Annotated in this window: 24 protein-coding genes and 1 tRNA gene; 11 read left to right on the top strand and 14 right to left on the bottom strand. The window is 34.2% G+C overall.

Going from position 1 to position 26,039, the window contains the following annotated elements; translation table 11 throughout:
- Positions 1 to 107: 107 nt before the first annotated feature.
- Positions 108 to 395, top strand: a complete 288-nt coding sequence (locus F1Z66_RS09760; protein WP_149863430.1) for a hypothetical protein — start codon at positions 108 to 110, stop codon at positions 393 to 395.
- A gap of 755 nt (positions 396 to 1,150) precedes the next feature.
- Here F1Z66_RS09760 and F1Z66_RS09755 read toward each other — a convergent pair.
- Positions 1,151 to 1,864, bottom strand: a complete 714-nt coding sequence (locus F1Z66_RS09755; RefSeq protein WP_149863429.1) for a hypothetical protein — start codon at positions 1,862 to 1,864, stop codon at positions 1,151 to 1,153.
- 1,273 nt (positions 1,865 to 3,137) lie between these two features.
- Positions 3,138 to 3,500 (bottom strand): hypothetical protein, encoded by a 363-nt coding sequence (locus tag F1Z66_RS09750; RefSeq protein ID WP_149863428.1) that lies wholly within the window; start codon positions 3,498 to 3,500, stop codon positions 3,138 to 3,140.
- A gap of 1,490 nt (positions 3,501 to 4,990) precedes the next feature.
- Here F1Z66_RS09750 and F1Z66_RS09745 point away from each other — a divergent pair.
- Together F1Z66_RS09745 and F1Z66_RS09740 are read left to right on the top strand one after the other, a co-directional pair.
- The gene (locus tag F1Z66_RS09745) at positions 4,991 to 5,533 is read left to right on the top strand and encodes a hypothetical protein (RefSeq protein WP_149863427.1); all 543 of its coding nucleotides are present in this window, start codon (positions 4,991 to 4,993) and stop codon (positions 5,531 to 5,533) included.
- A gap of 280 nt (positions 5,534 to 5,813) precedes the next feature.
- Positions 5,814 to 5,930 (top strand) — tRNA-Leu (locus F1Z66_RS09740).
- A 335-nt stretch (positions 5,931 to 6,265) separates the two neighbouring features.
- Here F1Z66_RS09740 and pdxT read toward each other — a convergent pair.
- Both pdxT and pdxS read right to left on the bottom strand, forming a co-directional pair.
- A complete protein-coding gene (gene pdxT, locus F1Z66_RS09735) occupies positions 6,266 to 6,904 on the bottom strand; it encodes a pyridoxal 5'-phosphate synthase glutaminase subunit PdxT (RefSeq protein ID WP_201448582.1) in 639 nt (212 codons plus the stop codon).
- Positions 6,901 to 7,824 (bottom strand): pyridoxal 5'-phosphate synthase lyase subunit PdxS, encoded by a 924-nt coding sequence (gene pdxS, locus F1Z66_RS09730; RefSeq protein ID WP_255437915.1) that lies wholly within the window; start codon positions 7,822 to 7,824, stop codon positions 6,901 to 6,903. The genes pdxT and pdxS overlap by 4 nt, the downstream gene beginning before the upstream one ends.
- A gap of 197 nt (positions 7,825 to 8,021) precedes the next feature.
- Between pdxS and F1Z66_RS09725 the strand changes: the two genes are divergently transcribed.
- Positions 8,022 to 8,360, top strand: a complete 339-nt coding sequence (locus tag F1Z66_RS09725; RefSeq protein WP_149863425.1) for a hypothetical protein — start codon at positions 8,022 to 8,024, stop codon at positions 8,358 to 8,360.
- A 143-nt stretch (positions 8,361 to 8,503) separates the two neighbouring features.
- On the top strand, positions 8,504 to 9,154 hold the full coding sequence (locus tag F1Z66_RS09720; RefSeq protein ID WP_134482982.1) for an ammonia monooxygenase: 651 nt from the start codon (positions 8,504 to 8,506) through the stop codon (positions 9,152 to 9,154).
- A 313-nt stretch (positions 9,155 to 9,467) separates the two neighbouring features.
- On the opposite strand, the gene F1Z66_RS09715 is transcribed toward F1Z66_RS09720, so the two are convergent.
- Both F1Z66_RS09715 and F1Z66_RS09710 read right to left on the bottom strand, forming a co-directional pair.
- Positions 9,468 to 10,433 (bottom strand): 2-oxoacid:ferredoxin oxidoreductase subunit beta, encoded by a 966-nt coding sequence (locus F1Z66_RS09715; RefSeq protein ID WP_149863424.1) that lies wholly within the window; start codon positions 10,431 to 10,433, stop codon positions 9,468 to 9,470.
- Complete coding sequence (locus tag F1Z66_RS09710) at positions 10,423 to 12,450, bottom strand: 2-oxoacid:acceptor oxidoreductase subunit alpha (RefSeq protein ID WP_149863423.1); 2,028 nt, start codon at positions 12,448 to 12,450, stop codon at positions 10,423 to 10,425. The genes F1Z66_RS09715 and F1Z66_RS09710 overlap by 11 nt, the downstream gene beginning before the upstream one ends.
- A gap of 491 nt (positions 12,451 to 12,941) precedes the next feature.
- On the opposite strand from F1Z66_RS09710, the gene F1Z66_RS09705 reads away from it, so the two are divergent.
- Positions 12,942 to 13,520, top strand: coding sequence for a methane monooxygenase/ammonia monooxygenase subunit B (locus tag F1Z66_RS09705; RefSeq protein WP_201448581.1), 579 nt, complete (start codon positions 12,942 to 12,944; stop codon positions 13,518 to 13,520).
- A gap of 545 nt (positions 13,521 to 14,065) precedes the next feature.
- Positions 14,066 to 14,455: a CBS domain-containing protein gene (locus F1Z66_RS09700; protein WP_159357485.1), complete on the top strand. Its 390-nt coding sequence runs from the start codon at positions 14,066 to 14,068 to the stop codon at positions 14,453 to 14,455.
- Between the two features lie 514 nt (positions 14,456 to 14,969).
- Here F1Z66_RS09700 and F1Z66_RS09695 read toward each other — a convergent pair.
- The 6 genes from F1Z66_RS09695 to F1Z66_RS09670 all read right to left on the bottom strand — a co-directional run bounded on the left by F1Z66_RS09695 (position 14,970) and on the right by F1Z66_RS09670 (position 19,859).
- Complete coding sequence (locus F1Z66_RS09695) at positions 14,970 to 16,769, bottom strand: M3 family oligoendopeptidase (RefSeq protein WP_149863421.1); 1,800 nt, start codon at positions 16,767 to 16,769, stop codon at positions 14,970 to 14,972.
- A gap of 101 nt (positions 16,770 to 16,870) precedes the next feature.
- Positions 16,871 to 17,638, bottom strand: a complete 768-nt coding sequence (locus tag F1Z66_RS09690) for a hypothetical protein (RefSeq protein ID WP_149863420.1) — start codon at positions 17,636 to 17,638, stop codon at positions 16,871 to 16,873.
- A 242-nt stretch (positions 17,639 to 17,880) separates the two neighbouring features.
- A complete protein-coding gene (locus F1Z66_RS09685; protein WP_149863419.1) occupies positions 17,881 to 18,216 on the bottom strand; it encodes a hypothetical protein in 336 nt (111 codons plus the stop codon).
- Between the two features lie 34 nt (positions 18,217 to 18,250).
- Entirely contained in the window at positions 18,251 to 18,679 is a 429-nt protein-coding gene (locus tag F1Z66_RS09680) for a type II toxin-antitoxin system RatA family toxin (RefSeq protein ID WP_149863418.1), read from the bottom strand.
- Between the two features lie 227 nt (positions 18,680 to 18,906).
- Complete coding sequence (locus F1Z66_RS09675) at positions 18,907 to 19,332, bottom strand: Sjogren's syndrome/scleroderma autoantigen 1 family protein (protein ID WP_149863417.1); 426 nt, start codon at positions 19,330 to 19,332, stop codon at positions 18,907 to 18,909.
- A 5-nt stretch (positions 19,333 to 19,337) separates the two neighbouring features.
- Positions 19,338 to 19,859: a PadR family transcriptional regulator gene (locus F1Z66_RS09670; RefSeq protein ID WP_149863416.1), complete on the bottom strand. Its 522-nt coding sequence runs from the start codon at positions 19,857 to 19,859 to the stop codon at positions 19,338 to 19,340.
- 305 nt (positions 19,860 to 20,164) lie between these two features.
- On the opposite strand from F1Z66_RS09670, the gene F1Z66_RS09665 reads away from it, so the two are divergent.
- Both F1Z66_RS09665 and F1Z66_RS09660 read left to right on the top strand, forming a co-directional pair.
- Positions 20,165 to 20,671 (top strand): 30S ribosomal protein S13, encoded by a 507-nt coding sequence (locus F1Z66_RS09665; protein WP_149863415.1) that lies wholly within the window; start codon positions 20,165 to 20,167, stop codon positions 20,669 to 20,671.
- Positions 20,672 to 20,686: 15 nt separating this feature from the next.
- On the top strand, positions 20,687 to 21,208 hold the full coding sequence (locus tag F1Z66_RS09660; protein ID WP_149863414.1) for a 30S ribosomal protein S4: 522 nt from the start codon (positions 20,687 to 20,689) through the stop codon (positions 21,206 to 21,208).
- 21 nt (positions 21,209 to 21,229) lie between these two features.
- Here F1Z66_RS09660 and F1Z66_RS09655 read toward each other — a convergent pair whose 3' ends face one another.
- Complete coding sequence (locus tag F1Z66_RS09655) at positions 21,230 to 22,213, bottom strand: ArsR family transcriptional regulator (RefSeq protein ID WP_149863413.1); 984 nt, start codon at positions 22,211 to 22,213, stop codon at positions 21,230 to 21,232.
- A gap of 166 nt (positions 22,214 to 22,379) precedes the next feature.
- On the opposite strand from F1Z66_RS09655, the gene glmS reads away from it, so the two are divergent.
- Both glmS and F1Z66_RS09645 read left to right on the top strand, forming a co-directional pair.
- Positions 22,380 to 24,155 (top strand): glutamine--fructose-6-phosphate transaminase (isomerizing), encoded by a 1,776-nt coding sequence (glmS, locus tag F1Z66_RS09650; protein WP_149863412.1) that lies wholly within the window; start codon positions 22,380 to 22,382, stop codon positions 24,153 to 24,155.
- 144 nt (positions 24,156 to 24,299) lie between these two features.
- Positions 24,300 to 25,004, top strand: a complete 705-nt coding sequence (locus F1Z66_RS09645; protein ID WP_149863411.1) for a hypothetical protein — start codon at positions 24,300 to 24,302, stop codon at positions 25,002 to 25,004.
- Between the two features lie 6 nt (positions 25,005 to 25,010).
- Here F1Z66_RS09645 and F1Z66_RS09640 read toward each other — a convergent pair whose 3' ends face one another.
- Positions 25,011 to 25,859, bottom strand: coding sequence for a sulfurtransferase (locus F1Z66_RS09640; protein ID WP_149863410.1), 849 nt, complete (start codon positions 25,857 to 25,859; stop codon positions 25,011 to 25,013).
- Positions 25,860 to 26,039: the final 180 nt, after the last annotated feature.

Here is a 26,039-nt window from a genome sequence, read left to right as displayed (position 1 = left end):
ACGCTCTATCTATCCTTCTATATCCACAAATTATCTTATATAGTACATTTTTTTGTGATGATGTTAAAGAATATCTTTTTGGTAACGGGTTGCTGAGCTCATTTATAATGGATTGCATACATAAATTCATGGATAAGAAAATCAAACTATCATTTCTATCAATGTTTCTTGCAGCAGCTCTCATTGGCTCTGTAGTAACTTTTGGTGATAACATGGCATACGCAGGAGGAAAAAACACGAAATCAAATGACTTACTGCAGCTCATAGAACAATCTTCAATTACTGGTCAGGATTCTGAATGTTTTTCCGAACAAGGTAATACAATAGCTTCATGCAACAACTTGGCTTTTACACTCAACTTGAATGACGGTAACAACGCTGCAGCACAACAATAAATTAGATAAAAGCCCCATTAATTTTTTTATTATAACTATTTTTGAAAACCTGTTTTTTTCTAATTTGACATGAATTAATCTGTAATTACAGTTTGTCAATTCAATTATTCCAAATGATTTGTGGTTGAATTAGACTTTTCGTGCCAATAAATAAAATAAATGACTATTCTAAGTATCATAAAATTCATATCCTGGTTTTTTTTAGGAATTTTCATGAGTTTTTGCTGAGGGAAGAAGGTCCTCAGTACTAAAGAGAAAGTTTGGATATGTCTAACTCTTTGAAAGAAATACCTTCATAGCATAAAAGCATAATAATGATCTTCCATAGGTATTATAGTAACAGACCCATAGCCGAGAATTCTATCTTTTTTAAAATTTCACGTCCATGTAATAAGGAGGTTGTTTATTAGCCATATAAAATCAAATGGTTTGGTGACGGTATATTGCGACACTCAGTAAAGTATGAGAATAAAAGATACCTGATGAGTGATTGGCTACTTTCTTATCTTTCTTCATTTCGAATCGCAAAGTCCAGAAGAATACTAATGGACTTGGGTATTAACCAAAGATTGAGATTGTCTATTGGCTTTTGATTCCGTAGTGACAAAAGAAGTAAATTGATAATAATCCTTTGAATCTTTTTCAAATAATTTTTTGATATCCAATTCTTGCAAACTCGCAACAACTATCTAATGAACAACACAGGGTTGTAATGGGTCATTTACCCAGAATCCATTAAACTATGAATGAATTACTTATCTACCACCATGGCTTCTAAATTCTCCTCCACCTGCTTGTGGCGAAAAGCCACCAATGTGTTCATGGCTAATTCCCTCATGATGGATAAAATGTCCATTACCATTTTGTTGTACATGATTACCATTGTTAAAAATCGAATAGTGGGCATGTGTTCCACTTGTATGGCTGTCATAAGCAGTCCTACTATCTCCTCTTTCATCATGGACTACTTTATTCCCGTTGTCATCATAATGGAATTTCTGGTTAAGATTGTTATCTGCATAATAGTACTTGTGACCATCATTGTCATACCAATAGCGGTGGCCTTGAAGGTCTTTATAGTATAAGTTGTTATTCTCGTCCTTGAAGTATGCATTACCATTCTCGTCCTTGAAGTATGCATTACCATTCTCGTCCTTGAAGTATGCATTACCACTATTGTCAGTATAGTAGTAATTATTTCCTCCATTAGAGTTGTCATCATCAGTATCATCATCAGTATCATCATCTTCATAATAGTAAATAGGCTGACCATAGTAATCATAATCATCAATAACCGTTTCATTAACAACATTGGGAATTGTACTATTTTGACCAAAAGCACTTGTCCCTGTACTATTTTGACCAAAAGCACTTGTCCATGATCCTACCAAAGGTACGGTTACTAGAATAATTGTAACAATATATACAAACACTAGCCTCTTATCCAAAACAAATTCTTTCTCAATCATAATCATCTATTGCAATAGTTCATATATAAAGTTGAATTAAATTGATCCATAAATACAAGAAATTTTCCAAAACTATATTTTATTTCGAATACCTTATGAACCCTCAATTCTTACATTGACCTCAGTAGTTTACTGAAGTTGTTATCCATCAGCCTATTAAGATATAATGTTGGAACATCTACTATTAGCTAATTATTTTTTTTATTGTAGACAAATTTAGTTTCTTAACCCATGAAGTAGTATCATTGAGGGTTTGATGGCAACATGAAAAACATATAAACCCTGCTCAATTACTGTGGCTATTTTTCTAATCATTTTTCTGATCTCTCAAGGCAAATATAAAACCAAAAAAATTATTTCTTTAATGCCGAGGATTAATTCCATATTTTCAGAGACTGAAGTTCTATTTCTTCAAAACCACATGAATTTTTCTAAATCTTTTGAGATGATCTACACCATTCTATGGAACATTAAATATTATCATTTATCAAAAATCTCTTACCACTATTATATCATAACCCGGTATTAGGATCAATTTCTATTAAAAGCCTTGAAAAGGAAAAGGTCGGGGTTAAAATACCTCAACCCAAGGTTTTTGACTGTAAAAAAATTGAGTTTGAACTTTACACTAAATAATATGACTAATCCCATGTTTCCCTAAGTTGATGGAAGTGACCGATGACTGTTGGGATTATTTGTCATTGTTCAAATATATCTTCGATAATCCTCAAGGGGTAGTGTTCATGCCGGTTGAGAAGAGCAATGAAAATCTCGTTTGATTCCGAAATAAACACTTTATCCATTCCCAATTCGTAACACATATTTTATTCGGTCCTGTTTACACCTTTATTTGTATATCTTATTCCACCTTCAAATTCATCACCATTAATATGTGTTACCTAGGATCCTCTAGATTATTGGACTTTCCTGTTTTTATCAATGTCATACAGCAACTGACGTTAGAATTGAATATTTATTTGGTAGACTGTAGGTCTAAATTTTTCCTAAAATGACTATTTCAAAAGAATTATTAGCTTCAAAACTAAATTAACTACTCTTATTACCGAACCATTGCAACATAAATTAATAAAATTTTGACCTATATATGGCAAGTTCAATCCGTTAAATGATGTTTATTCAGATTTTATCTGATTCCGGCGGAACCTAGCCTACCAGATTTTCAAAAATTTACGAGCTTCATCAAAGTAGAAATTACCTTGATGTTATGATCGTTTTTCTCCTGTTAGAAGAAACAGCAAGTACTAATTTCAAACTAATCTACAACGCCGACGCCGACGAACTTAACTCCGCAGAAAGGACAATATTTTATCTGTTCAACCGTAGGGTTAGAACTATTTTCAAGATAATAAAATAGTCTTCTTCTAAGCTCAAATACTCGTGGGTTTTTGTCTATATATAGTTCCTGATTTGTAAATTCTTTAAACCCTTCACAACAGAATACCTGTTTTTTGTTCCCTATAATTTCTGTACTATCTGATTTCTCGTTTACACCACAATTGTCACAACTTGTGAAATATGTTTTTTCATTTTTGTTAAACCACAAGTATGCTCTATCATTCTTACCACATTTTTCACATGGAACTCTTACGTCTTCAAAATACTCATAGTCATCCATATTACTTCATAATTATAAATGACTACATGACTAATAGCCTTGTTCAATAATTTTGTTCTGAGGCACAAAGAATTACTGAAATCTTATTTTGACCTTCATTTCATCAATCACAAATTGAATGAACTAGAAACCTCAAAAATTTTGAAGTAATAGCAATGTCTGGATCTTTTTGTAGTTTTTTCACACAAAAGCCGTATTTCTTCTATTTCATTAATCAATAGGGTCTTTGTCAAGGATATATCTGGATCCAGATCTAACTAAACTGTCTAGCTATTATGGTTTAGGACCATAGATGGTTACAGTTTACAAAGCAGTCGAATTCAATAACCACAGAGCGCAGCAGATGATTTGAAAATCGTATTTACAATACAATAGTTGTAAAAACCTTAAATATGTAAGAGTTGGCATAAATAAAAGTACCTGTAAATGATAATTGAAATACTATATAAACAAAATTTCAGGTTTTTATATTGATTGTTTACCTTTTCAAAAATAATGATTTTTTAAACTCTTAATTAATTGGACTAGCCTACTGCAAATTTTATGCTGTATATCGACCCCTGCAGAGCTTGGGTAGCTTGGCTCTTGCTTACAAATAATCTTTCTAATTGATAAACCTCGCCTCTTAACAATTACTTTGATTTTGTAATTCTTTCTTTTGATTATTTGATGTAATCATACAATATTGAGTATATTCTCTAATGTACCTAATCATTTTTTGGCCTATATCGTGTCTCTTGACAACCTCTGCTTCCAATAATTTATTTAATGAAAATATGTTACTACCTTAATATGTTAATATCTAAAATAAAATTACTATTATAGTTTTTTAGATAAGTTTAAAGCTGAGATATAAACGTGTAATGGCGTACCTCTCTTGAAGGTTAATTTAAGTATACTGTTTGGCACATTTAGTCTGCATATCTTTGAACCCTCTAAAGCATTTACCATACTTAAGTTTCGGTTAATTGCTTTGTGAAATGTCTTGTCAATATTCAAAGAATTGCAATCTAACATGGATTACATATTTCAGTATTGTTCCATCTCTTGTTTATGTGAATCTTTTTACATTCTTGAGACAAGATCTTTAAAACCCTCATGAAAATTATTATTTTGATTTATTAACACCATACCTTTTGCTAGTAAGTGTCATATACTCTTTTTTTGTTTACTGAAAAATTTATCTCCAACAGAGTAAAATAATTTTGGTATATTTTTCTGTCGATTTCAATTCAGCTAACAATTAGAGTTTTATCTGTAAATCGTTACTAAATTATAATTCGTCATATTTAAGTTACTTATCTATGATTTATTAAATGGGCATATGTGCAACTTGATTTTTTTAATAAGGTACATGAATTTATCGTTTCTGTTGATCCTCGGTGGACAAGTCGAAAAGGATAACCTCTTTGTCCATGAGATTTGACAAACATTTTTCTTGTTCAACCTGAAGGATTTTTATATTGCATTTCTAGACAGTAAAAGATAATTTGACAAGAATACAAAATACTTTGAATGGAAATACATCTATAATATTTTTTGGTATAATTGCCTTCCTGTTTTTAACATTTACTACGAATACATCAAATGCCCAAAGACCGTTAGAAGATTCATCTAGTAATGTGTTAATATTTAAACAAATGTCAAACACTTACAGTATTGATAATGGTACGGCTTTTATCAAACCGTTCTTTGACACTACCTACGTAATCAGTGGAAGTAGCTCTTCTCTTAATAATTCTCAATATCTGATAAATTCTACAATTATAAATGATTTTATCTCATCACCCACAATTGGCTACATAATGCAGATAAACAATGATACAAACTTGACTAGCAATAAGACAGTGACACTTCCTTCGGTACCGAATCCCTTTGTTGATATTGCTGATGTTACTAAAAGTGTCTCAAATAACTTGGCAAATGCATTAAATTCCGCCATAAAATCTAACATTTCTGAAATTGATGTCAGATGTCATTTTGGAAATAATATTCAACAATGGACATGCGAAGTTTTTAGTCTTCCCACCTAAACTCTTTTTTATTATTGTATTCTCAGATCCCAATCAATACTATACAAGTATTCAAAACCCTTCTTTCAATTATGCCTCTTTCAAATACCCTCTGACATTAATGCTTCCTTGACTAGCATATTAAATTCATACAGTTTAGTTGGCAATTTGGCTCTAAAATATTAAAAATTCTTAATCCTGATGATTTTGTTATTTTACATGGATAATTTCATGTAATCCATATCCAAAAAAGTAGAATTCATGATATATATACAAGTATTTCAGCAATATTTGTTAGTGCGCGGGGGTTGTAGAGCCTGGCCAAATAAATATTCCAATTTTGGAGACGCGGGACTTAAGATCTTTATGAGGGATCCCGTCTCTCAGGGGTTCGTGGGTTCAAATCCCACCTCCCGCACCTTCTGAATAGGACATAACATGACAATTATATCTTCAAATTCTATCAATTACAAACGAGCTAATATAAACAAATATAATGAAATATTTATTTATTTTTTATTTTACCAATTTACATCCTGCTCGAATTTCCAGATAAGATCAAGCACAGATATCTTATTATTTGTCTCAATTTAATTTTAAAAAATACATTAAATCTTCAGTAATTTTACTTTTAAGGTTAGTGTTTGGGCTTAAAAGATAAAATTTTCCTTGAATATTTCATCTTTTTATATCTACTTTCATCAGAAGCTATTTTGAATTCGTCTCACGATGACGGGTTGAAAACTAATATTTCTACATGCTTTTTGATTCATTATATGAAAGACATAATTCTATTAATTTCTTGTGAAATCTGTAATCATCCGCAAGCTCTGGGTGGAATGAAGTAGCTAAAATATTTTTTTGCTGCACTGCGACTATTTTTTCTTCCAGTCTGCAGAGAACTTCTACATCGTTTCCTGTTTCTGTAATTACAGGCCCTCTGATAAATACTCCCTTAAATAAATCATCTCCAATTGCCGGTACCGATAGTTGATTTTCGAACGATTCATATTGTCTTCCAAAAGCATTTCTTTCAACCGTTACATCCAATAGCTCTAACAGATGTTGCTTTGTATCTCCTAATCTTTTGTCATAGGCGCGCTTTGAAAGAAAAATCAGACCAGCACATGTTCCTAACACTGGTAAGCCATTTAAGATTTTATTTCTCAATATTTCCTTTTGCGATTCATCCAAAAACAATAGAGTCCCAATCACTGTGCTTTCACCGCCAGGTATCACTAGTCCGTCTAGCATGTCTATTTTAGACATGTCTTTAATTGGAATTACATTACCTTCAATGTTTAATTCATCCATCGATTGTTGAACTGCTGATACATTTTCTTCGACATCTCCTTGGATACTAAGGATACCGATGGTAATGCTTTTATTCAAATTTGAGGTCCCCTTTCTTGCATTCTTAAATCTAGATTCTTGGTGTCAAGTCCCAATAGTGAATTCTTTTCGTCTACCATTTTCTGGGCTTCCAATAATACCTTTGAGTCGTCATAAAAAGTCGTGGCCAAAACTATAGCTCGTGCTCGCAACGCAGGATCTTCGGACTTAAAAATCCCTGATCCTACAAAGACACCGTCACAGCCTAACCGCATTAAGAATGATGCGTCAGACGGTGTGGTTATCCCGCCTGCAGCAAAATTTACCACTGGTATTCTGCCTAATCTGCCTACCTCGTTTACCAGCTCTAGCGATACTTTGAATTCGCGTGATAAACGGATTAATTCTTGATTATCGTTGTCTATATAAGCTGAGCGCACAGATCGCACCTCTCTATTCAGAATCTTTATATGGTTGACAGCTTCTGCAACGTTTCCAGTACCTGGTTCACCCTTTGTTCGAATCATTGATGATCCTTCTTCTACTCTCCTTAATGCTTCTCCAAGATTTTTTGCACCATTTACAAAAGGTGTAGTAAAGTCCCATTTCCAAACGTGATTCACTTCATCAGCTGGGGTGAGGACCTCACTTTCATCTATCATATCTACTCCACACGTTTCCAACATCTGTGCTTCTGAGATATGTCCAATTCTACATTTTGCCATGATGGGGATAGAGACCGCATCCATTATGTCTTGGATTATTTTAACTCCTGCAGTCCTTGCTACTCCTCCTGCTTTTCTAACGTCGAATGGTAACTTGTCTAAGACCATTACAGCTACCGCCCCGGAATCTTCAGCTATTTGTGCCTGTTCCACATTTGTAACGTCCATAATCACTCCGTGTTTTTGCATATGGGCAAAACCTCTTTTTACTAAAATACTACCCTTGATTCTCTTATTTTGATCTTCAGGGGAAATTGATTCATCCTTTAACTTTCTATCGGATGGTATTAGTGAAATAGTCACAAATCTACTTAGATAAAACGATATATAGGTATATTTTTTTATCTAGTTTTCTATTCTTAGTTTTAATTCCAATCCTTGCAAATTGACACAATTCAAAAAGGCGAAATTAGATAGCAAAATTTAAAAAGGTACCGCCTTTATTACAAATAATGACTTTACCAAAAGGGTATAAACCTACTGGACAAACTGGTTCTGGTAGTGGTGGTGGTAGTAGTAGTAGTAGTGGTGGAGGCTCTTCAGGAGCAAGCAGAGACGAGATTGAACGGATGATAGGCCGTAGAGTTGAAAATATGAAAGGAATTATAGTTTTGGGATTTATTCTATGTTGGGTTGCTACAGCTGGTGGTGTTTATGTTGGAGTCACCGTGTATCCATGGGCTTACCCGTTACCAAGTGGTCTGTATGCACTCTCTGTCCTCACAGTAATTGAAGTATTAGGTATGATTTGGATGTTAAAAATAGTCGGTGAAAAGCCGGTTAGAATGTAATATCCTTACCCCCATTTTTTAAAACCCATTAAAGTTTTAGTGTTTATTTGACTGTTAATTAATCAATTAGTCTTTGTTATTATGCCAATTTAGGAATTTTGACATACAAAATCTTATATACTACCTATAAGAACAGCATACTAATGGTCTGGTTAAGACGTACAACTCACTATTTATTCATAGTTGTTGTTGCAGTTAATAGTACGTTGCTTACAATCAACGCAGGAGATTACATCTTCTACACTGACTGGGCATGGACATCATTTGTTGTGTTCTCGATTTCTCAATCCACAATGCTTGTGGTAGGAGCTATATACTATATGTTGTTTACAGGTGTTCCAGGCACTGCTACGTATTATGCGACTATAATGACGATATATACATGGGTTGCAAAAGGAGCCTGGTTTGCATTGGGATACCCATACGACTTTGTCGTGGTCCCAGTTTGGATACCGTCTGCAATGCTATTGGATTTGGCGTACTGGGCAACAAGGCGAAACAAACACGCAGCTATATTAATTGGTGGTGTGCTAGTAGGAATGTCACTGCCACTATTTAATATGATTAACTTGTTGCTGGTAGCAGACCCATTGGAAATGGCATTTAAGTATCCAAGACCGACACTACCTCCATACATGACTCCTATTGAACCACAGGTCGGAAAGTTCTATAACAGTCCTGTAGCGTTAGGAGCCGGTGCCGGAGCGGTGCTTTGTGTGCCTATTGCAGCTTTGGGTGCGAAACTCAATACCTGGACTTACAGGTGGATGGCCGCCTGGAGTAAATGGGACTAAATCCCAAATTTTTTATTTATATCAAAAATTAGGAAATACTGTATTAAACGTTCTATAATATAGAATTGCTTATCCAATTATCATTACCCATAGATGTAACGAAGGGTAGAATTAACAAGTAAGCTTATTTTAATATTGTTCTGAGATTTTAAAAAATGCAAATAATCTGGTTGCAACGAAAATGAGATCTTGGATGGTTATTGTATATGCTTTGAATTGAGAATGCCAATACTAGAGCAAATAAATCTGTGAATCCATTTATTAAAAAATGTCTAATATGAAGATGAAAAAATCTTGTCTGGTCTTGCAGAATTCAACCAGTTTTGAGATCTTCTATCAATCGATCGATATCTGTGATTGAGTAGCTGTCCTTATCAACGATTTGTTGTTGCGACGGTGGATATTGATAATAATTTTCGATTCTAGTTTGCAATCTTTCGCCAAAAGTTGGAATTAATTTGTTTTCATAAAAAACTCCTACGGGTATTCTGTCTTCCCATTCTCTTGATTTCTCAATTGCAGAAAGGATTTTAGTAGCCATATCGCCCTCCTCCTTTACTGTACCATCATATCCTTGATCTTCTAATTTGTATATTTTGGGAATCTTTATTGATGGATTGTCTTCATCCGTCTTGTAACTTTGATACCAATCTTTAGTATTTATATCATTGTAAGTAGGACAGGGCTGTAAAACATCTATAAATGATAGTCCTTTATGCACTATGCCTTTTTTGATTATTTCTTTTAGATATTTTACATCATAAGAATAACCCCTTGCCACAAATGTGAAACCACTAATACAAGCGAGTGCAATGGGGTTAATACTCTCGTTGACATTAGGCTGTGGTAAAGATTTGGTTTTAACTCCTAGTTTTAAGGTGGGTGAAGCTTGACCCTTTGTAAGCCCGTAAACACCATTATTGTAAATAATGTAAGTTAGATCAATATTCCTTCTACCTGCATTAACAAAATGTCCAGAGCCTATTCCAAGGCCATCTCCATCTCCTCCTACAGCAATGATATTTAAACTAGGATTTGCTAACTTTGCTCCTTGAGCAAATGGCAATACTCTCCCGTGTAACGTATGAATACCAAAAGTGTTTATAAAATGCGGTGTTTTACCCGAACATCCAATTCCTGAGAATATGGCTGCGTTGTGAGGTAAAATTTTCATTTCATAAAGTGTCATTTGAATTGCATTTAGAATTCCAAAGTCACCACATCCTGCACACCAATCGTTATGCACAGTTGTTTTATAATCGGAAATACTATACTCCATTAGTCAAAATCACCTTTTGTTCTGATTTATTTTCTATAATATTTAAAAGTGAATCATATATTTCTGTATTACTCATTGGCCTGCCATTGTATTTCAAAACGTTGTAATCTGCCCTTAAATTAGTATTCTGTTTTATCAAAAGATCTAGTTGCGATAAATAGTTCATTTCAATTACAACAGATTTAACTAAAAGTTTGGAAGAGATTTTTGTATTTTTCTTGATTCTTTCTATCTTATCCATTATTACATTTTCTAGTTCTTTACCGGGAAACGGATTCAGGAGCTTGATTTGTATGTAAAGGAATTGAATTTGTTTTCTTTCTTTCGACAACCTTGCAAGTGAATCGAGTATTGCACCCTTTGTAGATCCCCAACTTAGAACTAGGAGTAGAGTAGCCGAGCTAAAGTCTAGTTCACTTTCAAATTCGATTGATATTTGTTCATCTATTGGTATGTTACTACTGATAAGTTCCAATTTTGAAAGTCGTTTTTCCATCATGTCCTTGCGCATTGTTGGATCCTCAGTAATGTGTCCATACTCGTCATGTTCGTCACCCGTATTCCAAAAAATTGCGTTCTCAGTACCTAAAGGAACCCTTTCTGAAATTTCACCCCCGTTTAGGTCAAAGCGTTTAAATCGAGATTCGGGCAAGGTTTCGTCTTTAGGTTGAGTTTGTTTGAGTTTGCCTCTGTTAATTTTAATCTCACGATAATTGAAACGATTACACGTAATTATGCTGTTGGACAAATACTTGTCTAGGAGGTGAATTACAGGAGTTTGAAATATTTCTGCGTAGTTAAAAACTCTTATAGTATCGTAAAAACTTTCTTCAATGTCACCCGACGCATAAACAATTTTAGGAAATTCACCATGGCCTGCGTTAATGGCAAACAATAAATCCCCTTGTTCTTGTCTTGTGGGAAGGCCAGTTGAAGGACCAGCTCTTTGATATAGGGTAACTACTAATGGAACTTCATTGATTCCTGCCCATCCCAATGCTTCTGCCATGAGGGAAAATCCTGGTCCAGAAGTAGTAGTACATGCCCGTACACTGGTTAAAGCTGCTCCGATTGCCATCGTAATCGCAGCTATTTCATCCTCTGTCTGAACAACTACTACTGATCCATATTTTTCATCCTTCTGTTCAACTAGTTGATTTGATTCTAAATATTCGCTGTCGTCCGTAGCGGGTGTTATTGGATAATAAGTTTGGAATCTGCACCCTGCAACAATCTTGCCCAATGGCGATGTTTGGTTTCCTTGGGCAATTATCAAATTCTGTGCATTTGGCTTTTTGTCTTTTGTATTTACAGAATATTTGAAATAAGAATCTTTAAAATTTTCTTTGACATAGTTATATGTAAAAATAGCAGCATCCGTATTTATTTCCATTATCTTTGGTTTGCTTGAAAATGTATCTTGTATACCACGTTTCATTAATTCTACGTCGAAATTCATGATTGCCAAAGAAGCCGACAATGACATGACGTTTGTAATCCTGGCTAATTTGCTTAGAGAGTGATCCTGAATCTTTTCCGAAAATTCTTTGATCAAATCGAAATATGGTAATTCAATTAGTTTTACACCCCTCTCTCTAAGATCTTCTAAAATTCCTTTAAAATCATAACATTTTTTACTGGAGGATAGAATTTTCTTTATTCTTTCTTTAGATGAAAAGTCCAAAGTATGTATTTCTTCTATCTTCTTATTTGTGATGTCAGGATCATAAATTAGAACGCCCTCGTTTACTACAAATGGTGAGTGTCTTAGAACTGTCTCAGCATCGAAGCTTACGAGGATGTCAATTTCATCTACATGTGACCTTACTATCTTGTCAGAGAATCGTATCGAAAAATAACTATGCTCCCCTTTGATATTTGAATGGTATTCCCTCTTGCCAAATATGTGTAAGCCGGCCATTGCAATGGATTTCAGGAAAATGTGGGATGCAGAGTCAACTCCGCTTCCCTGAGGCCCACCAATTACCCAAGAAATGGACTCTCTAGAATTTAACATTAATTATTTTATAGTTTGTAACTGTTCTTAATATAGTTTCGATAACAAAATTTTATATATAACTATCCACCAGTCATGGAGTCTTGCACACAACACTCGCACTTGTCACTTCGGCCACAATATGGACAAACGCACATACAAGCGTCAAGTACGTTGCCACATAAATCGCACCAAACATTATCCTCAATATTTTGAGCTCGAAAGTCATCAATCTGGTCCAATGATTTGGTTTAAATATATAAAAACAATATATTTATACTTTTTAATTTCTTTATATCTAATAATAAAATTATGTGGACTTGATCATTCACTGTATGATGTTACAATGTAGACTATAACTGGTCTTGTGTATGTGGTAGAAAGGATCATCCCCTTGACTTGTTTGAATCCAAATATCTTCTTAGTTATTGTATATCAAATAAATCTAATATGTAATAACTGCTGGTTATAAACAGCAAACTTTTTATCTATGTAACCAGTGGAATCCCTAGATGAATAAGAAGAGCGGCAACAAACCCGCTATGGTGTTTCTAATTGTAACTTTTATTGCAGGAGCATCGATAATAGCCAGTATTATTGCACTACTTCCAATGGCTGATGGTCACGGAGTTCAGGCACAACTTCAAAGTAGATTCGTCAGAATCAATAATGAAGCCTTCTCGGCCCAATCACTTAACACAGGTGATACTTTGGTGGTGACAGGAGAACTACAAAGTCTTGTCAACAGACCAATGAGAGGGTGGATATCTTTGTTCAGTGAATCTACTAACGCAGGAAATAGATGGGAATTCGTCAGCAGAGATCCTCCAGGTAACATAATTGAAATTCAACCACAAGAAACTATACCATATAGGATTGAAGCTAAAGCCCTTGAACCAGGTATTTACCACGTTCATACTCAGTTGAACCTAGCATCCGTAGGACCAGGATTAGGCCCAGGTCAGACCATTCAAGTAGTAGGAGAACCAATACTAAAGCCCATTCCATGGAATAACATAATCTATCAAAGCATCATCATTGCTGCAGGGCTTGGAATTACGTTCGCCACTAGACCCTGGCAAGTTATCTAATCTCTTTCTTTTTTTAATTCTAAAAAAATATGTAAATATAGGTTTGTAATTTACTAACATAAATTATTTGTTATCGAAGGTTTTTCTCTAATGTACTTTTAGTATGTGACTTTACGCTTTATCTAGATAAGACCATATTATAAATCATTTATTCTTGATCCCTGTACTCCCATAATATGGAGGGGTAAATAATATGTGTATATAGATAAACTTGTGAGAAATAAATATCTAGAGCTTTGTGAATTTAAGCTGTTACCTTATGCTTCCTTGAAGCCCTAATAAGACGAATAGTACTTATTATTTTGGTAAAGAAATTCTTGGTTTCCATTACCACTTATTCTTGACCTGTCATTTTTAAATCTTTTGCGAGTTTTATCGGGTTACAAATGCTACTCTAGCAGCAGGTTTTCTTAAAAAAACTAAATTGTTATTCTTTAATTAATAGCTAGCTACTATGAAAACTGAAGCCTGACATCTGGTACAAAAGAAATCTTTTTTTATTTAATGGAATAGAAATTGTTATGCAAGAAGTGGTAAGTGAAATCATGTCAAATCAAGTAGTAACTATTGATCCTACCAAAACTGCTCTGGATGCCGCTTTGCTAATGAAGGAGAAAAGAATTAGCTCTTTGATTGTACAAGATAACGAACAACTCCTCGGTATAATTACTGAACGTGATTTTGTTAAACGAGTTTGTGCTAATGACAAGAAATCTTCCGAAGTCAAAATTTCTGAACTTATGTCTAAAATACAAACATTTGCAGCGCCCGATACTCCAGTGAACGTCGCTGTACAACGAATGATAAATAATAGGATTAGGAGATTACCAGTTATATCAAATGGAAAGGTAGTGGGCATTATCACTGTTACAGATTTGGCAAAAGAGTTGCGGAGAATAATGTTAACTCAGGGTATAGTGGAATTGATTGACTAATTATTGCACTCTCTAATTTGTAATTAATTGGTTTTATTTCTGGAAATAGTTTTCAATGTTTAAAGATATTGCTATAAAGAATTGGATCATAATATTTGGACTAATCGCTGCTATTGTTATCATCCTCGGATTGATATTTCAGATCTCATTTCAACAAATGATTGGCATTATACTTATAACTGTAATTCTCGTGGTATCTGCTCTCTTCTTTCGATTTATTGGAGAGAAAAAAACTTCAAATAACTAGCCAGTATTTCATCACAATAATTATCCTCGAATGCAGTCTAAGCTCAGCAAACAATTAATGATTGAGTAATTTCACTTTAATAATTTTGATCCTTTCATATTCACAAAAAAAAGAATTTTTCTTTCTATTTGCTGTTTTTAAAGCCTGCTCAACAATTTACAAACTGATAATATGATTAAATAAAAAGAAAAACTAGTGCAAATTTTCATAGTAGCCAAAAAAAAAAACACAGAAAAAGTTGTTGATGGATTTTAGGAATCAGATTTTTTAAATTTCTTTTAATGCTTTTACTTTTTCGCCTACGAGGTCGAACCCTCTTTGCCAAAAGCTTTCCTTTTTAATGTCTATTTCATTCTCTAACAACAATTCTTCTGGTTTTTTAGACCCGCCAGAGGAAAGGATATTCAAATACTTTGGTATGAAACTATTTCCTTCTTCTTTGTATTGCTGATACAAAGCCATTACCATAAGGTTTCCAAACGAGTAGGCGTAACAATAGAATGGTGAATGATAGAAATGAGGGATATACAGCCACTCATATTTGAAATCTTCTGAGATCTTCATCGACTTTCCAAATTGTTCCTTCAGGTTATTTAGATAAACATCACAAAGCTCATCGACTGTGGTGGCACTATTTTTTCCAACCATTTCATGAGCATTTATTTCGAAGATGGTGAAAAATGCTTGTCTCATGATTGTGGCATAAAAATCGTCTACTTGTTCTGCAAGCATGATTTTCCTATCTCTTTTCTTTGCATCTTTTAAGAGCTTGTCATTTAGTATCATTTCACCAAAAACAGAGGCAGTTTCAGCTAGGGGCAACGGGGGATGTTGTACGCTTATAGGCAATTGTGAAGCAAGCTCGCTATGAATAGCATGTCCAAACTCGTGAGCCATTGTTGAGATATCCCTCAAGGTTCCGTCAAAATTTAGCAAGACATATGGCGAAATGGTTGGGGAGATCGTAGAACAAAAGGCTCCGCCTTGTTTATTGTTTTGTAGCTTGGAGTGAATATGTTTTTTTGAAATTAAGTTTTCAACTATTTTACTAAATTGTGGCTCAAATTCTTTGAATGCATCCAAAACCATTTTCATTGATTTTGCATACGTTACCTTAGATTGATTTGTCGATTTTAGGGGTGCGTACAAATGATATCTTTCAAGCTTTTTGACCTTCAGTAACTTGGCTTTTTCAACAAAGTATTCCTGGAACAGTTTCGAATTGTCTCTGCAAATCTTTAATAGTGCTGAAATAGCCTCGTCGCTGATATCATTAGACAAGTTTCTAACAGAAATAGGGCTAGGAAATTTGCGAAGCAAAATGTATTCATTGTGCCAGTTTAGCAGACGATTCAAATAAATTTCTCCCAGTACTCCGCTGTTCTTTTTATAGGTAGATAATAATGCCTTGTAAGCAGCCATTCTTTCTGATGGCTTTGAGCTTCTTACAAGCGACATCAGTTTTTCTTTGTTTGTAAATATTTTGTTAATTTTTCTTTTTCCTCGAATTTCTTGATATTCAAATTCAAAACCATTTGACATTCTATCGTACACCTTGATCAAAGCACTAATCCCTGTTACATCCAACAAATTAATGATCCTTTCTTCTGGTTCCTCTAAGGTATATTTGGATAAAGAACGTTCATGATTTAGATGTGACTTGTAAACCGGAGGGACTTCATTAATCAATCTATTGGCGTTGTCATTATCAAGAACCTTTTTGAACCATAAATCAAAGAATAATAACCTATTTGAGGCTTCTGTTGAGAAGACGTTTGTTTTCGTTACCAAAGCAGCGACATCATTTGCGGAAGTATTTTCTGCATATTTTAAATGGGCATATCCTGATATTATGCTCAAATCCTCAGCTATAGATTCAGAATCTTTAATCAGTCTTGTGAATTCAGCGGCTTTAATATCGGGTTTTAATAGTAACTTTTTGTTCTCAAATGCTTTTATTTTGTCACTTATTTTTCGTAATCTATTCTCTATTTCATCTGACTTGTGACTCTTAACTAGATCTGACAAGTCCCATACATCGGGTTTTAATTTTAAAATATTGGACACTAGTGTATCTTTACTTTACTGACTACATATTTGTCTTTATTTGAAAAAATCATTAAAAAGTTACTAGAAATAGTACTTGACACTGATTTCAACGCACTTTCCTACTGCCGCAAGATTTGTTTTTGGATTAAATCATAGACTCTAGTAGCTTTATCATTTTCAACCACCAAGACTATTTCATCACTTGTAAAAAATACGTTGTTTATACTTATATTATAGTTACCCAAAACCTCGAAAATATTGGATAAAAGTCGTCTAACATTATTTGTATCTTTGTAAAACAATTTTATGGTGATTTTGGACAATCCTTCGGTTACTATTCCGTGGCATTTTTCAGACAGTGAGGTGATTAATCTTCTTGAATTTGACATGTCCTCTGTTATTATGCGTACTCTCTCCTCAGTTCTAATTAAATTATATTCAAATAATTTTTGTTCGGCTAATTCGTCCAATCCTTCAAATATGCTTTTGAAAAAATTCTGGTCTCCAAAATCAATATCAATAATACTTCCTGTTAATTTCAATTTAGCGTCTTGAGGAGATGAGTGTGATACAAGAGGATCTTTGTCCTCATTTTTTTTACCATCGCTGTTGTCAACTCTGTTATTATTATCTTGTGAATTCCTTGACAAATACTCTGATCTGAAAGTTAAATCTGCAAATCTCTTAATTGCTACCACTATCGTTCCAATATTTACTTTTGTTCCAGTGCTTAGTTCTACATCTCTTTGTATCTTATTGGCAATGGCAGTATAGTTCGCTATACCAGATTTTATGGCCTTTAAATAAAGATCATTGGAGGTGATTATTTCCTTAACCGCTTGGGGGACTGATATATCCCGAACATACATGACGAGTAATATTCCCATATCGTTCAAATAAACATTACTTTTGAACTATATTCATTGTATTTTGTTTTATATATTACATACTGTAATCCTGACCAACGATATTGGTTTTGTAGACACTGAAAGGCCCTAATAACTTGCCCATACTAACAGTACTAACGCTATTCTCAAATGTGTCTAGTAAAGGTGTAATAATTTTATAATAATGTGCCGCATAAAATCCAGTCTCCATTTAATTTTGAAAATCATCGATTTAGAAAACGTTACGTATCTTGCAATGGGAATGGGAAGTAAAAATAGATTATCTTTTTTATTTGTCGTAGTACTTTCTCTCTCACTGAGTGATTATTGTTAGGAAAGTAACACTTTGTACTTTTTATTTTATATATTTGAACTTTTTTTGCAAACCTTGTTATGGTTAGCTGAAATTCTTCATTACTTGCTTTATCGTCATATAATGGTACTTCAAAGATATTGAGATCAGATAGGTCAGTTTCAATAACCTGTTTTATGATAACCCGTCTTTTGATGAATTCTGGGTCAGGTACCATTTCATGCCTTTTAAAAAAGTTGACTGTCTTTTGTTCTGTAGGGCCCAATAATCGCTTGACCTTGTGTTCGCTTTTCCTTAGATCATTGTTCTAGTTTTTCGCAGCTTTGTGCTATCCTATCTAAAGCTTCTTTGGTTCCTTTCAGAATATGCCTTTTGACCATAAATGTAAATATACTCATGGGCCCCTGCAATTTTATATCCCAGATTGCTTCTAATTTGCAACTCAAATCTGAGATTTTGCTTAATTTCAACGTCTTGGTTCCTATAATTGGCCCTTTTATGATTTTAAAATCTATTTGCATATTATCCTTAAATTTTACAGTTTCTATGCAAGTAGATTTTCTAAAAGCAATTATCGTTTCTCTCTCCAAAAAATCTTGTTCTTTTCTCAAGTTTTTTACTTTCTTTATCCCGTACCAATAATTTGGATCATTGTCTACATCAGAAATTATCTTCCAGATGTTTTGTTTATTTGCATTTATTATTTTAAAAGCTGAAATTTGGACCATGTTAGGATAATATCTTTTATAATTAATTTGCATTTGGATTTCATAATCTTTTTAATCTCTGTATTGCATCTTCTAAACCAGATCTGGCACCTGTAAACAAAGATGACTTAGATGATTGTTTTAAAAGCGTTAGATTTCACTATCTATATGTTAGAACAAAATATTAGTTCGAGTGTAGCCAGATCTAGGGTGGCCGTATCTTATGGTTCAGTGTACTCGAAATATGCTTAGGTATTTTTTATCTCTTTAATTAACTTTATAATTCGTAACGATTGTTCTACAATAGTGCCTGTATGCTGATATTCGCTAAGATCTGATATTGTAAACAGTTTTTTGGTAGCGGCGCTTAAATTCTTCGCAATACCCATCTCTATTTCTTGCAAAAGTGATTGAATGTTTGTAGTTGTTTCAGAGATGTTAGGGACAGGGGGGCTATCATTTTCCATGTTTTCTTTATTTTTTTCTGAGGTGATGGTTGTAAGCTGCACTCCTGTCTCGATGGTGTTAGCTTCAATGTCGTTTTTGCATGTCATACAAATGACATTACCCTTGAATTTGATTTGTAAATTACCGCATTTTTCACATGGTTCCGATAGTAATGTGCCCCCTCGGAGTAAATAATAAGCACCTTGCTTGATAGGGTCGTTATTCATACCTGTTAAATTACAGTTTTGTCGTCAACTTTTCTATCCGCAACTTGAATACTTTCTTGGTTATTTAATTTCTGTAGTTCATTCACCAGAAAGTCTTTGTACTTGTTCTTTTCTTCTTCAGTCATTCTGTCCAAGTTAGAACTCAAGGTAGATCCGATTGCAGAAATACGATCAATTAGATCCATAGTCATAAACCTTCCCATATTCCCAATTCTAAACATTACCTCGAGATGTTTTTGCATAATGTTATGTGCGGATTTAATATCCGAGGCGATAGATATACCTTTTTTAGTTATCCTATATCTGCCATTTTCGTGTTCTTCTATCAAACCCTCTTCCAATAATCTGCCTAATAAAGGATAAATTAACCCTGGAGAGGGTTTCCACTTTCCCCCTGTTTGTAGTATTGCCTTATCGATAATTTCCTTGCCAGTCATTGGTTGTTCTGCAAGTAATTGTAAAATGTAATGACGTGAGAATCCCCTAGGAATAGCACTTCCAACCCTAGAGAACCAATCAGATATCATCTAGAATATATATATCACTAGCGACTTATTAAAATTTTCCCTTTCAATTTTTTAGACTAAATTGTGAGCTAGATGAACGTCGAATTTGGGTCCTAGTGTTGACTACACACTTTGGCTCTCTCCTTCAAGACAAAAACCTGAGTTAAATGGCCAGTTCATATATAGAATGCATTCTATAAGCCTAGTCTGTGTAATCAATTATTATCAATTGGTATTGGGTTTGCCACTTTGATTTTTGAATCAACATTTTCACTTTTTTCAATAATCATATTCGGTAATGCCTAGCATAGTTTTTATTTAGGAAAATGAGCAATCAAGGAATAAGCAAGTTGTCGGTCGAAGAGTTTAAACATATTCTAAGAATTGCTGGCAAAGACATTGATGGCAGCAGAAAGTCGGTAGTGGCTTTGAGTGAAGTTAAAGGAGTAGGTTATAATCTTTCTCAGGTTATTTTACAGTCATTAAATATTAATCCCTATTTGAGAATAGGTTTTCTAACTAATAAGGAGTTATCCGATATTGAGAATGCAATAAGGAATATTTCAACTGTTGGTGTCCCAAAGTGGTATCTCAATAGGCAGAAAGATATGGATACCGGTACTGACATGCATCTGATAACGTCTGATCTTGACTTTACACAATCAAATGATGTGGAAAGAGAAAAATCTGTTATGAGTTGGAGAGGATATAGGCATATGTTTGGATTGAGGGTTAGAGGACAATGTACGAGAACCACTGGCAGAAAAGCAACTGCTGTTGGGGTGAAGAAGGCATCAGGAAAGGCCCCGGCTAGTGCTGGCGGATCAAAGTAAAACTAGGTGGTTATAATGGGTGATCCTAGGAAATCAAAGAAAAGTTACAATAGGCCCAGAAGTATCTGGACTAGTGACCAAATAAGTACCGAGTTATATATAGTGGGTTCTTACGGCCTGAGAAACAAAAGAGAGTTATGGAAGGCACAGACTGAGATAGCCCGTATAAGAAACCAAGCCCGTGCATTACTGGCTTTGGCGATTGACATTAGGCAAGAGAAGGAAACACAATTGTTAAATTACTTATCTAGATTAGGTTTGGTAGCTGATCAGTCTACATTAGATGATGTGTTGAACTTAAAGATAGAAGATATTTTGGAAAGAAGACTTCAAACAATCATTATGAAAAAAGCCAACCTGAAATCTCCTTATCAAGCGCGCCAGTTAGTTGTTCATGGTCATGTAAGCATAGGTAATCGCAAGATTAATTTGCCTGGATATCTTGTGAGAAAAGAAGAAGAGGCTCAAATTCTTGTTCATTTTATGCCAACAACTACATCTGAAAACGCTCAAGTAGTCGAAGCTGGCCAGCAATAATTCTGAACTATTGCCTTCCGGTTAGCTTTTCTCAATTTTTTCAACATCTACATAATCAATTTTGCCATCGCTGTCCATATCATATCCTTGTACAAGTGCTTCCCAAGTATTTTCTTTTCCAGAATAATTCCTAAACAGCTTCTCTCCATAATTGGTGAATGCAATGACCGCCGATTTTGTTCCTATAGAACGTACACCTGCTATTAATATGATATGTCTATTGGGATTGAATGGATTTTTGAATTTAGCTATTATCCCTAGGCTATCTAGATGATATATCCTACCATTCTTGTCGACTAAACCTGACCAATAATTCTCATCATTGAATTTTATTGGAAGATATCGATTAAATTCAGACGACACTATGTTAGTTCCAGGACCTCCTATTATGATTAGGTTGTTGTCCTCAAGTTCTTTCTCAGCCTTCGCATCCTCATCCAATTTTACAATAAACCCTGGAGGCAATTCACAGATATTTCCCAAAAAAAATGCTAGTTGAATTGCGTAGTGGCCGTCTCTGGCAGAAGTCTTGAATATGCCGTGAGGATTTGGAGATCCTACTATCAACAGCCCGTTCAGCTTGTTTTTATTATCTATGAATTCGTTTAGGAATCTCCTGGTAAAACCATCTTCTGTTTTTCGTTTAGAATCACCAAAGTCATTATTGACAGAAACAGTTTCCATTCCATCCATCTCCAGTCCAAATGCAGAAAATGTTGGAGTGTATAATCTTGCCGTCCCACCCTTAATGAAATCCATTCCAGATTCTTTTATGGCTCCAATTGCAACCAATTTTCGGATATAGTAATAAGCACTTTGTTCGTAGATTGCTAATTCTTTAGCCACTTGTGCAGTGTAAAGTGGTTTTTTGGCGAGAAGCTTGATTATTTTCCATGCAATAGGATTTGACAAGATCTGGATTTCTTTTTGATTCTCAAAGATCAAAATATCTTTCTCCATCAATTTGCCATTTTTTTCATAAATTATCTTTTTTTCAATGCCCATTGCAAGGTATTATAATTTTTTTTTTGCTGGTATATAATTTTATAGGATTTGGCGAAATGAACTCTTCTTATTTTTTAAAATTTATTCCTCAACCATTATACATTTTTGTATAACGGTATTATATTTTATTAATAAAGAATTTAAAGTAATTTGACAAACCATTTTCGTGTGTTCTATAATAGGTTATAGTGGTAAATTAAACTTGGCTGCTCCCCTTTTGGTGGATAGTCTGAAAAAAATGGAGTATAGGGGATATGATAGCGTAGGGATAGCCACTTTGAATAACGGGAATATTATGGTAAGTAAAGGCGTTGGAAAAGTTGCAGAAGTAGATAAAGAATTAAATTTAAACCGCTTACCAGGACAAATTGGCATAGGACATACTAGATGGGCAACTCATGGAGGAGTTAACGATAAAAATGCACACCCTCATTACTCATGTACATCAAATATTGCTGTTGTTCACAATGGTATCATTGAGAATTATCATGAATTAAAGACAGAACTTGCAAATGAAGGCCACATTTTTAAGAGTCAAACAGACAGCGAAGTCATAGCTCACCTCTTAGAAAAATACTCCCGCATTTCAAATAATGACATTAAGAAAACCATGATTGAAACCTGCAAAAATCTTAAGGGTTCTTTTGCGTTTGTGGCTGTCTTTGATAACGGCATAATCTCTGGAGCAAGGTTTGATGAGCCTTTAATAATAGGAATAAGCTCTCAAGCACTCTTTTTATCAAGCGATGTATTGGGATTTTTAAAACATACAGACAAGTCCATATTTTTGGATAATGGCGACATCGTAATTTTAGAAAATGATAATTATACTATTTTTGACGATTCTGGAAACGTAGTACAAAGACCATTAACACAGGTAGCTTGGGAACTAGGGTCATCAGAGAAAGGAAAATTTGCTCATTATACTTTAAAGGAGATCCATGAGCAAACTTCGACTTTATTAAAACCCTTAAATGATTCTAATGATTTTGCTACTTTTTGTGAATACCTCCAAAGGGCATCTAACATCTACATTACTGGAAGTGGTACTAGTTATAATTCTGGTTTACTCGGAAAATTGTTATTATCAAAATACGCTAGAAAAAAATCGGAGGTGTACATGTCTAGTGAATTTCAATATTTTTCTGATACTATTGAACCAAATTCTGTTGTCATTGCTATATCACAAAGCGGCGAGACAGCAGATGTACTTCATTCGGTCAAAAAGGCCAAAGAAACAGGGGCAAAAATTGTGTCCATAGTAAATATACCTACATCATCCCTAGCGAGAATGAGTGATTCATATGTTACATTAAATTGTGGTCCAGAAATAGGTGTGGCAGCAACTAAGAGTTTCATGAGTCAGTTAATGATTTTGTATAAAATTGTGTCCACCTTGTCTAATCAGTATGTTTCCCTTGAAGGATCCGAACTCAAGAATTTGCAAAATTTGATAAGCAAGGTCCTTGGACTAGATGACAAAATTAGAAATTTGATTAACTCTTTGGACTCTAATATTAAAGACATCTATATTCTGGGGCGATCCATTCACTATCCAATTGCATTGGAAGGATCATTAAAGATCAAAGAATTGGCCTATATTCATGCTGAGGGTATTGCAGCAGGAGAACTTAAACATGGACCGTTGGCATTAATTGACCAAGAATCTGTAGTTATTGTAATTAATCCTGTAGATGAAACTCATTTGGATGTAATCTCTAGCGCAAATGAAATAAAATCTCGTGGTGCATATATCATTGGGCTTTCAAATTTGCGAAATGAAGTTTATGATGCCTTTATAGAGTTGCCAAAGGTAGCAGATTATCTATACCCAGTAATAGAAATAATTCCATTACAGTTGATGTCTTATTATTTGGCAATAAAAAAACAAGTTGATCCTGACTATCCAAGAAATCTTGCAAAATCCGTCACAGTTAAATAAAGTTTTGGTTCAATTCACATTCATGTTTAAATAAATAAAATTTGATTATTTTTAATATTGCCTCAACCAGATATTAAAATTGATAACTGTTCATTTCCTTCTGATTGTCTTTACGACTTAGAAAACTTGACTTGGATACGATTTTTGGAAAACAATGAATTTGAGGATAAAAACAAGGGTGAGCTTGGGAGGATGGATGATCAAAAAAAATATTCGCCGAAATTCATAATTGGAATGACTCCAATTTATTCCTATTTGGCAGGAAAGTTGACCGGTTTGAAATTAAAAGGCATTAATACACCAATCCAAAAGAACAAGAGTGTAGCTTCTATTTCTAGCATCACGCATTTTGGTACCGTTCGCTCTCCAATGGCTGGCAGGATAATTGATATAAACAATGATTTGATTAAATGTCCAAAAATTGTTAATGATTCTCCATTTAGTAAAGGATGGTTTGCAAAAATCGAAACTGAGAATGAAATAGCCGAGTCTAGTTGGAAGGATTTAAAGAGAATAGAAGACTGCAAGGACGACTTGGAAGAACAAATAAAGCGATACAATGTTAAATGTTTCAAGGTTTTTCCAGACTATCAAATGTTTGAATTGGGAACAGAATGTTCGGCTACTTTGGCCAAATTAGATGAGTTTATGGACAAATCCATGCTTGAGGGTGATGTGATCAGGTTAGTATCTGACGATCCCACCGCTGACTTGGAGTTACTGAACTGGGCAGAGCGAAATAGTCAAGAAATTATTGAAATAGTGCAGGAAAAAAATCCTGTTGCTATTAATAACCAGGCTAACAGTTTGTTGTTTAACATAATTATAAAAAAAAAATCTGATCAATAGACCTAGCTACTTTTCAATCGGATTTCCTATCATATTTCCCCATTCCGTCCATGAACCATCATAATTCTTAACATTTGGATATCCAAGTAGATATTTTAAAACAAACCACGTATGGGATGATCTTTCACCAATCCTACAATATGCTATCACTTCCTTTTCAGGTACAATCCCTTTTTCTTGATATAGTTGCTTTAATTCCTCTGCAGATTTAAATGTCCCGTCCTCATTAACAGCTTTTCCCCATGGTATATTATTTGCACCAGGTATATGTCCGCCTCGCTGTGCATGCTCAGTTGGATACTCTGCTGGTGCGGTAACTTCACCTGAAAATTCAGCAGGTGATCTGACATCAACTAATACCTTATTTGTGTCTTTTAAAGAATGAGACACTTCCATGAGGTAGGTTCTTATATTGTTGTCTGGGTCGCTGGCCACAAATCCTCCTGGAGAATATTTTGGAATTGTTTTATCCAAATCCCTATCTTCTTCCAGCCATTTTCTTCTTCCTCCGTTCATTATTCTGACATCTTTAAACCCATAATACTTGAATACCCAAAAAGCAAAAGCTGCAAACCAGTTATTAAAATCACCATAGAGGATCAAAGTGGTATCATCATTTACTCCGATAGATCTAAGTAAATTCTGACAAGATTCTTTTGAAAGGATGTTTCGACTAATTGGATCGTTTATATCTTTTCTCCAATCTAGTAACACTGAACCTGGAATATGACCAAGGTGATAATTAGTAGTGGGATCATAGTCTACCTCTGCAATTCTAACGTTTGGGTCATTTAGATGTTGACTAGTCCAATTTGTATCTACCAATACCTCTGGATGAGCATAATTACTTGACATATGAAGAAATAAGTAAAAAGCTCAACTATTTAAACAGTAAATTCCCTCATGAGGGCTCTGTAAAGTTAATCTCTAATGTTATTGTTATGATGCCAAGCGAATACCGTAATCCATTGTTTGATATGTTCTAGTTTGCAGTTTTGTTTTCTACAGGGAAAGTAATCATCAAAGCTTTCGGTT

It is taken from the genome of Candidatus Nitrosocosmicus agrestis, assembly GCF_008389435.1.
Lineage (GTDB): Archaea > Thermoproteota > Nitrososphaeria > Nitrososphaerales > Nitrososphaeraceae > Nitrosocosmicus > Nitrosocosmicus agrestis.
Note: the sequence above shows the minus strand (reverse complement) of the source record. Positions and strands in the feature narration are given on the sequence as shown.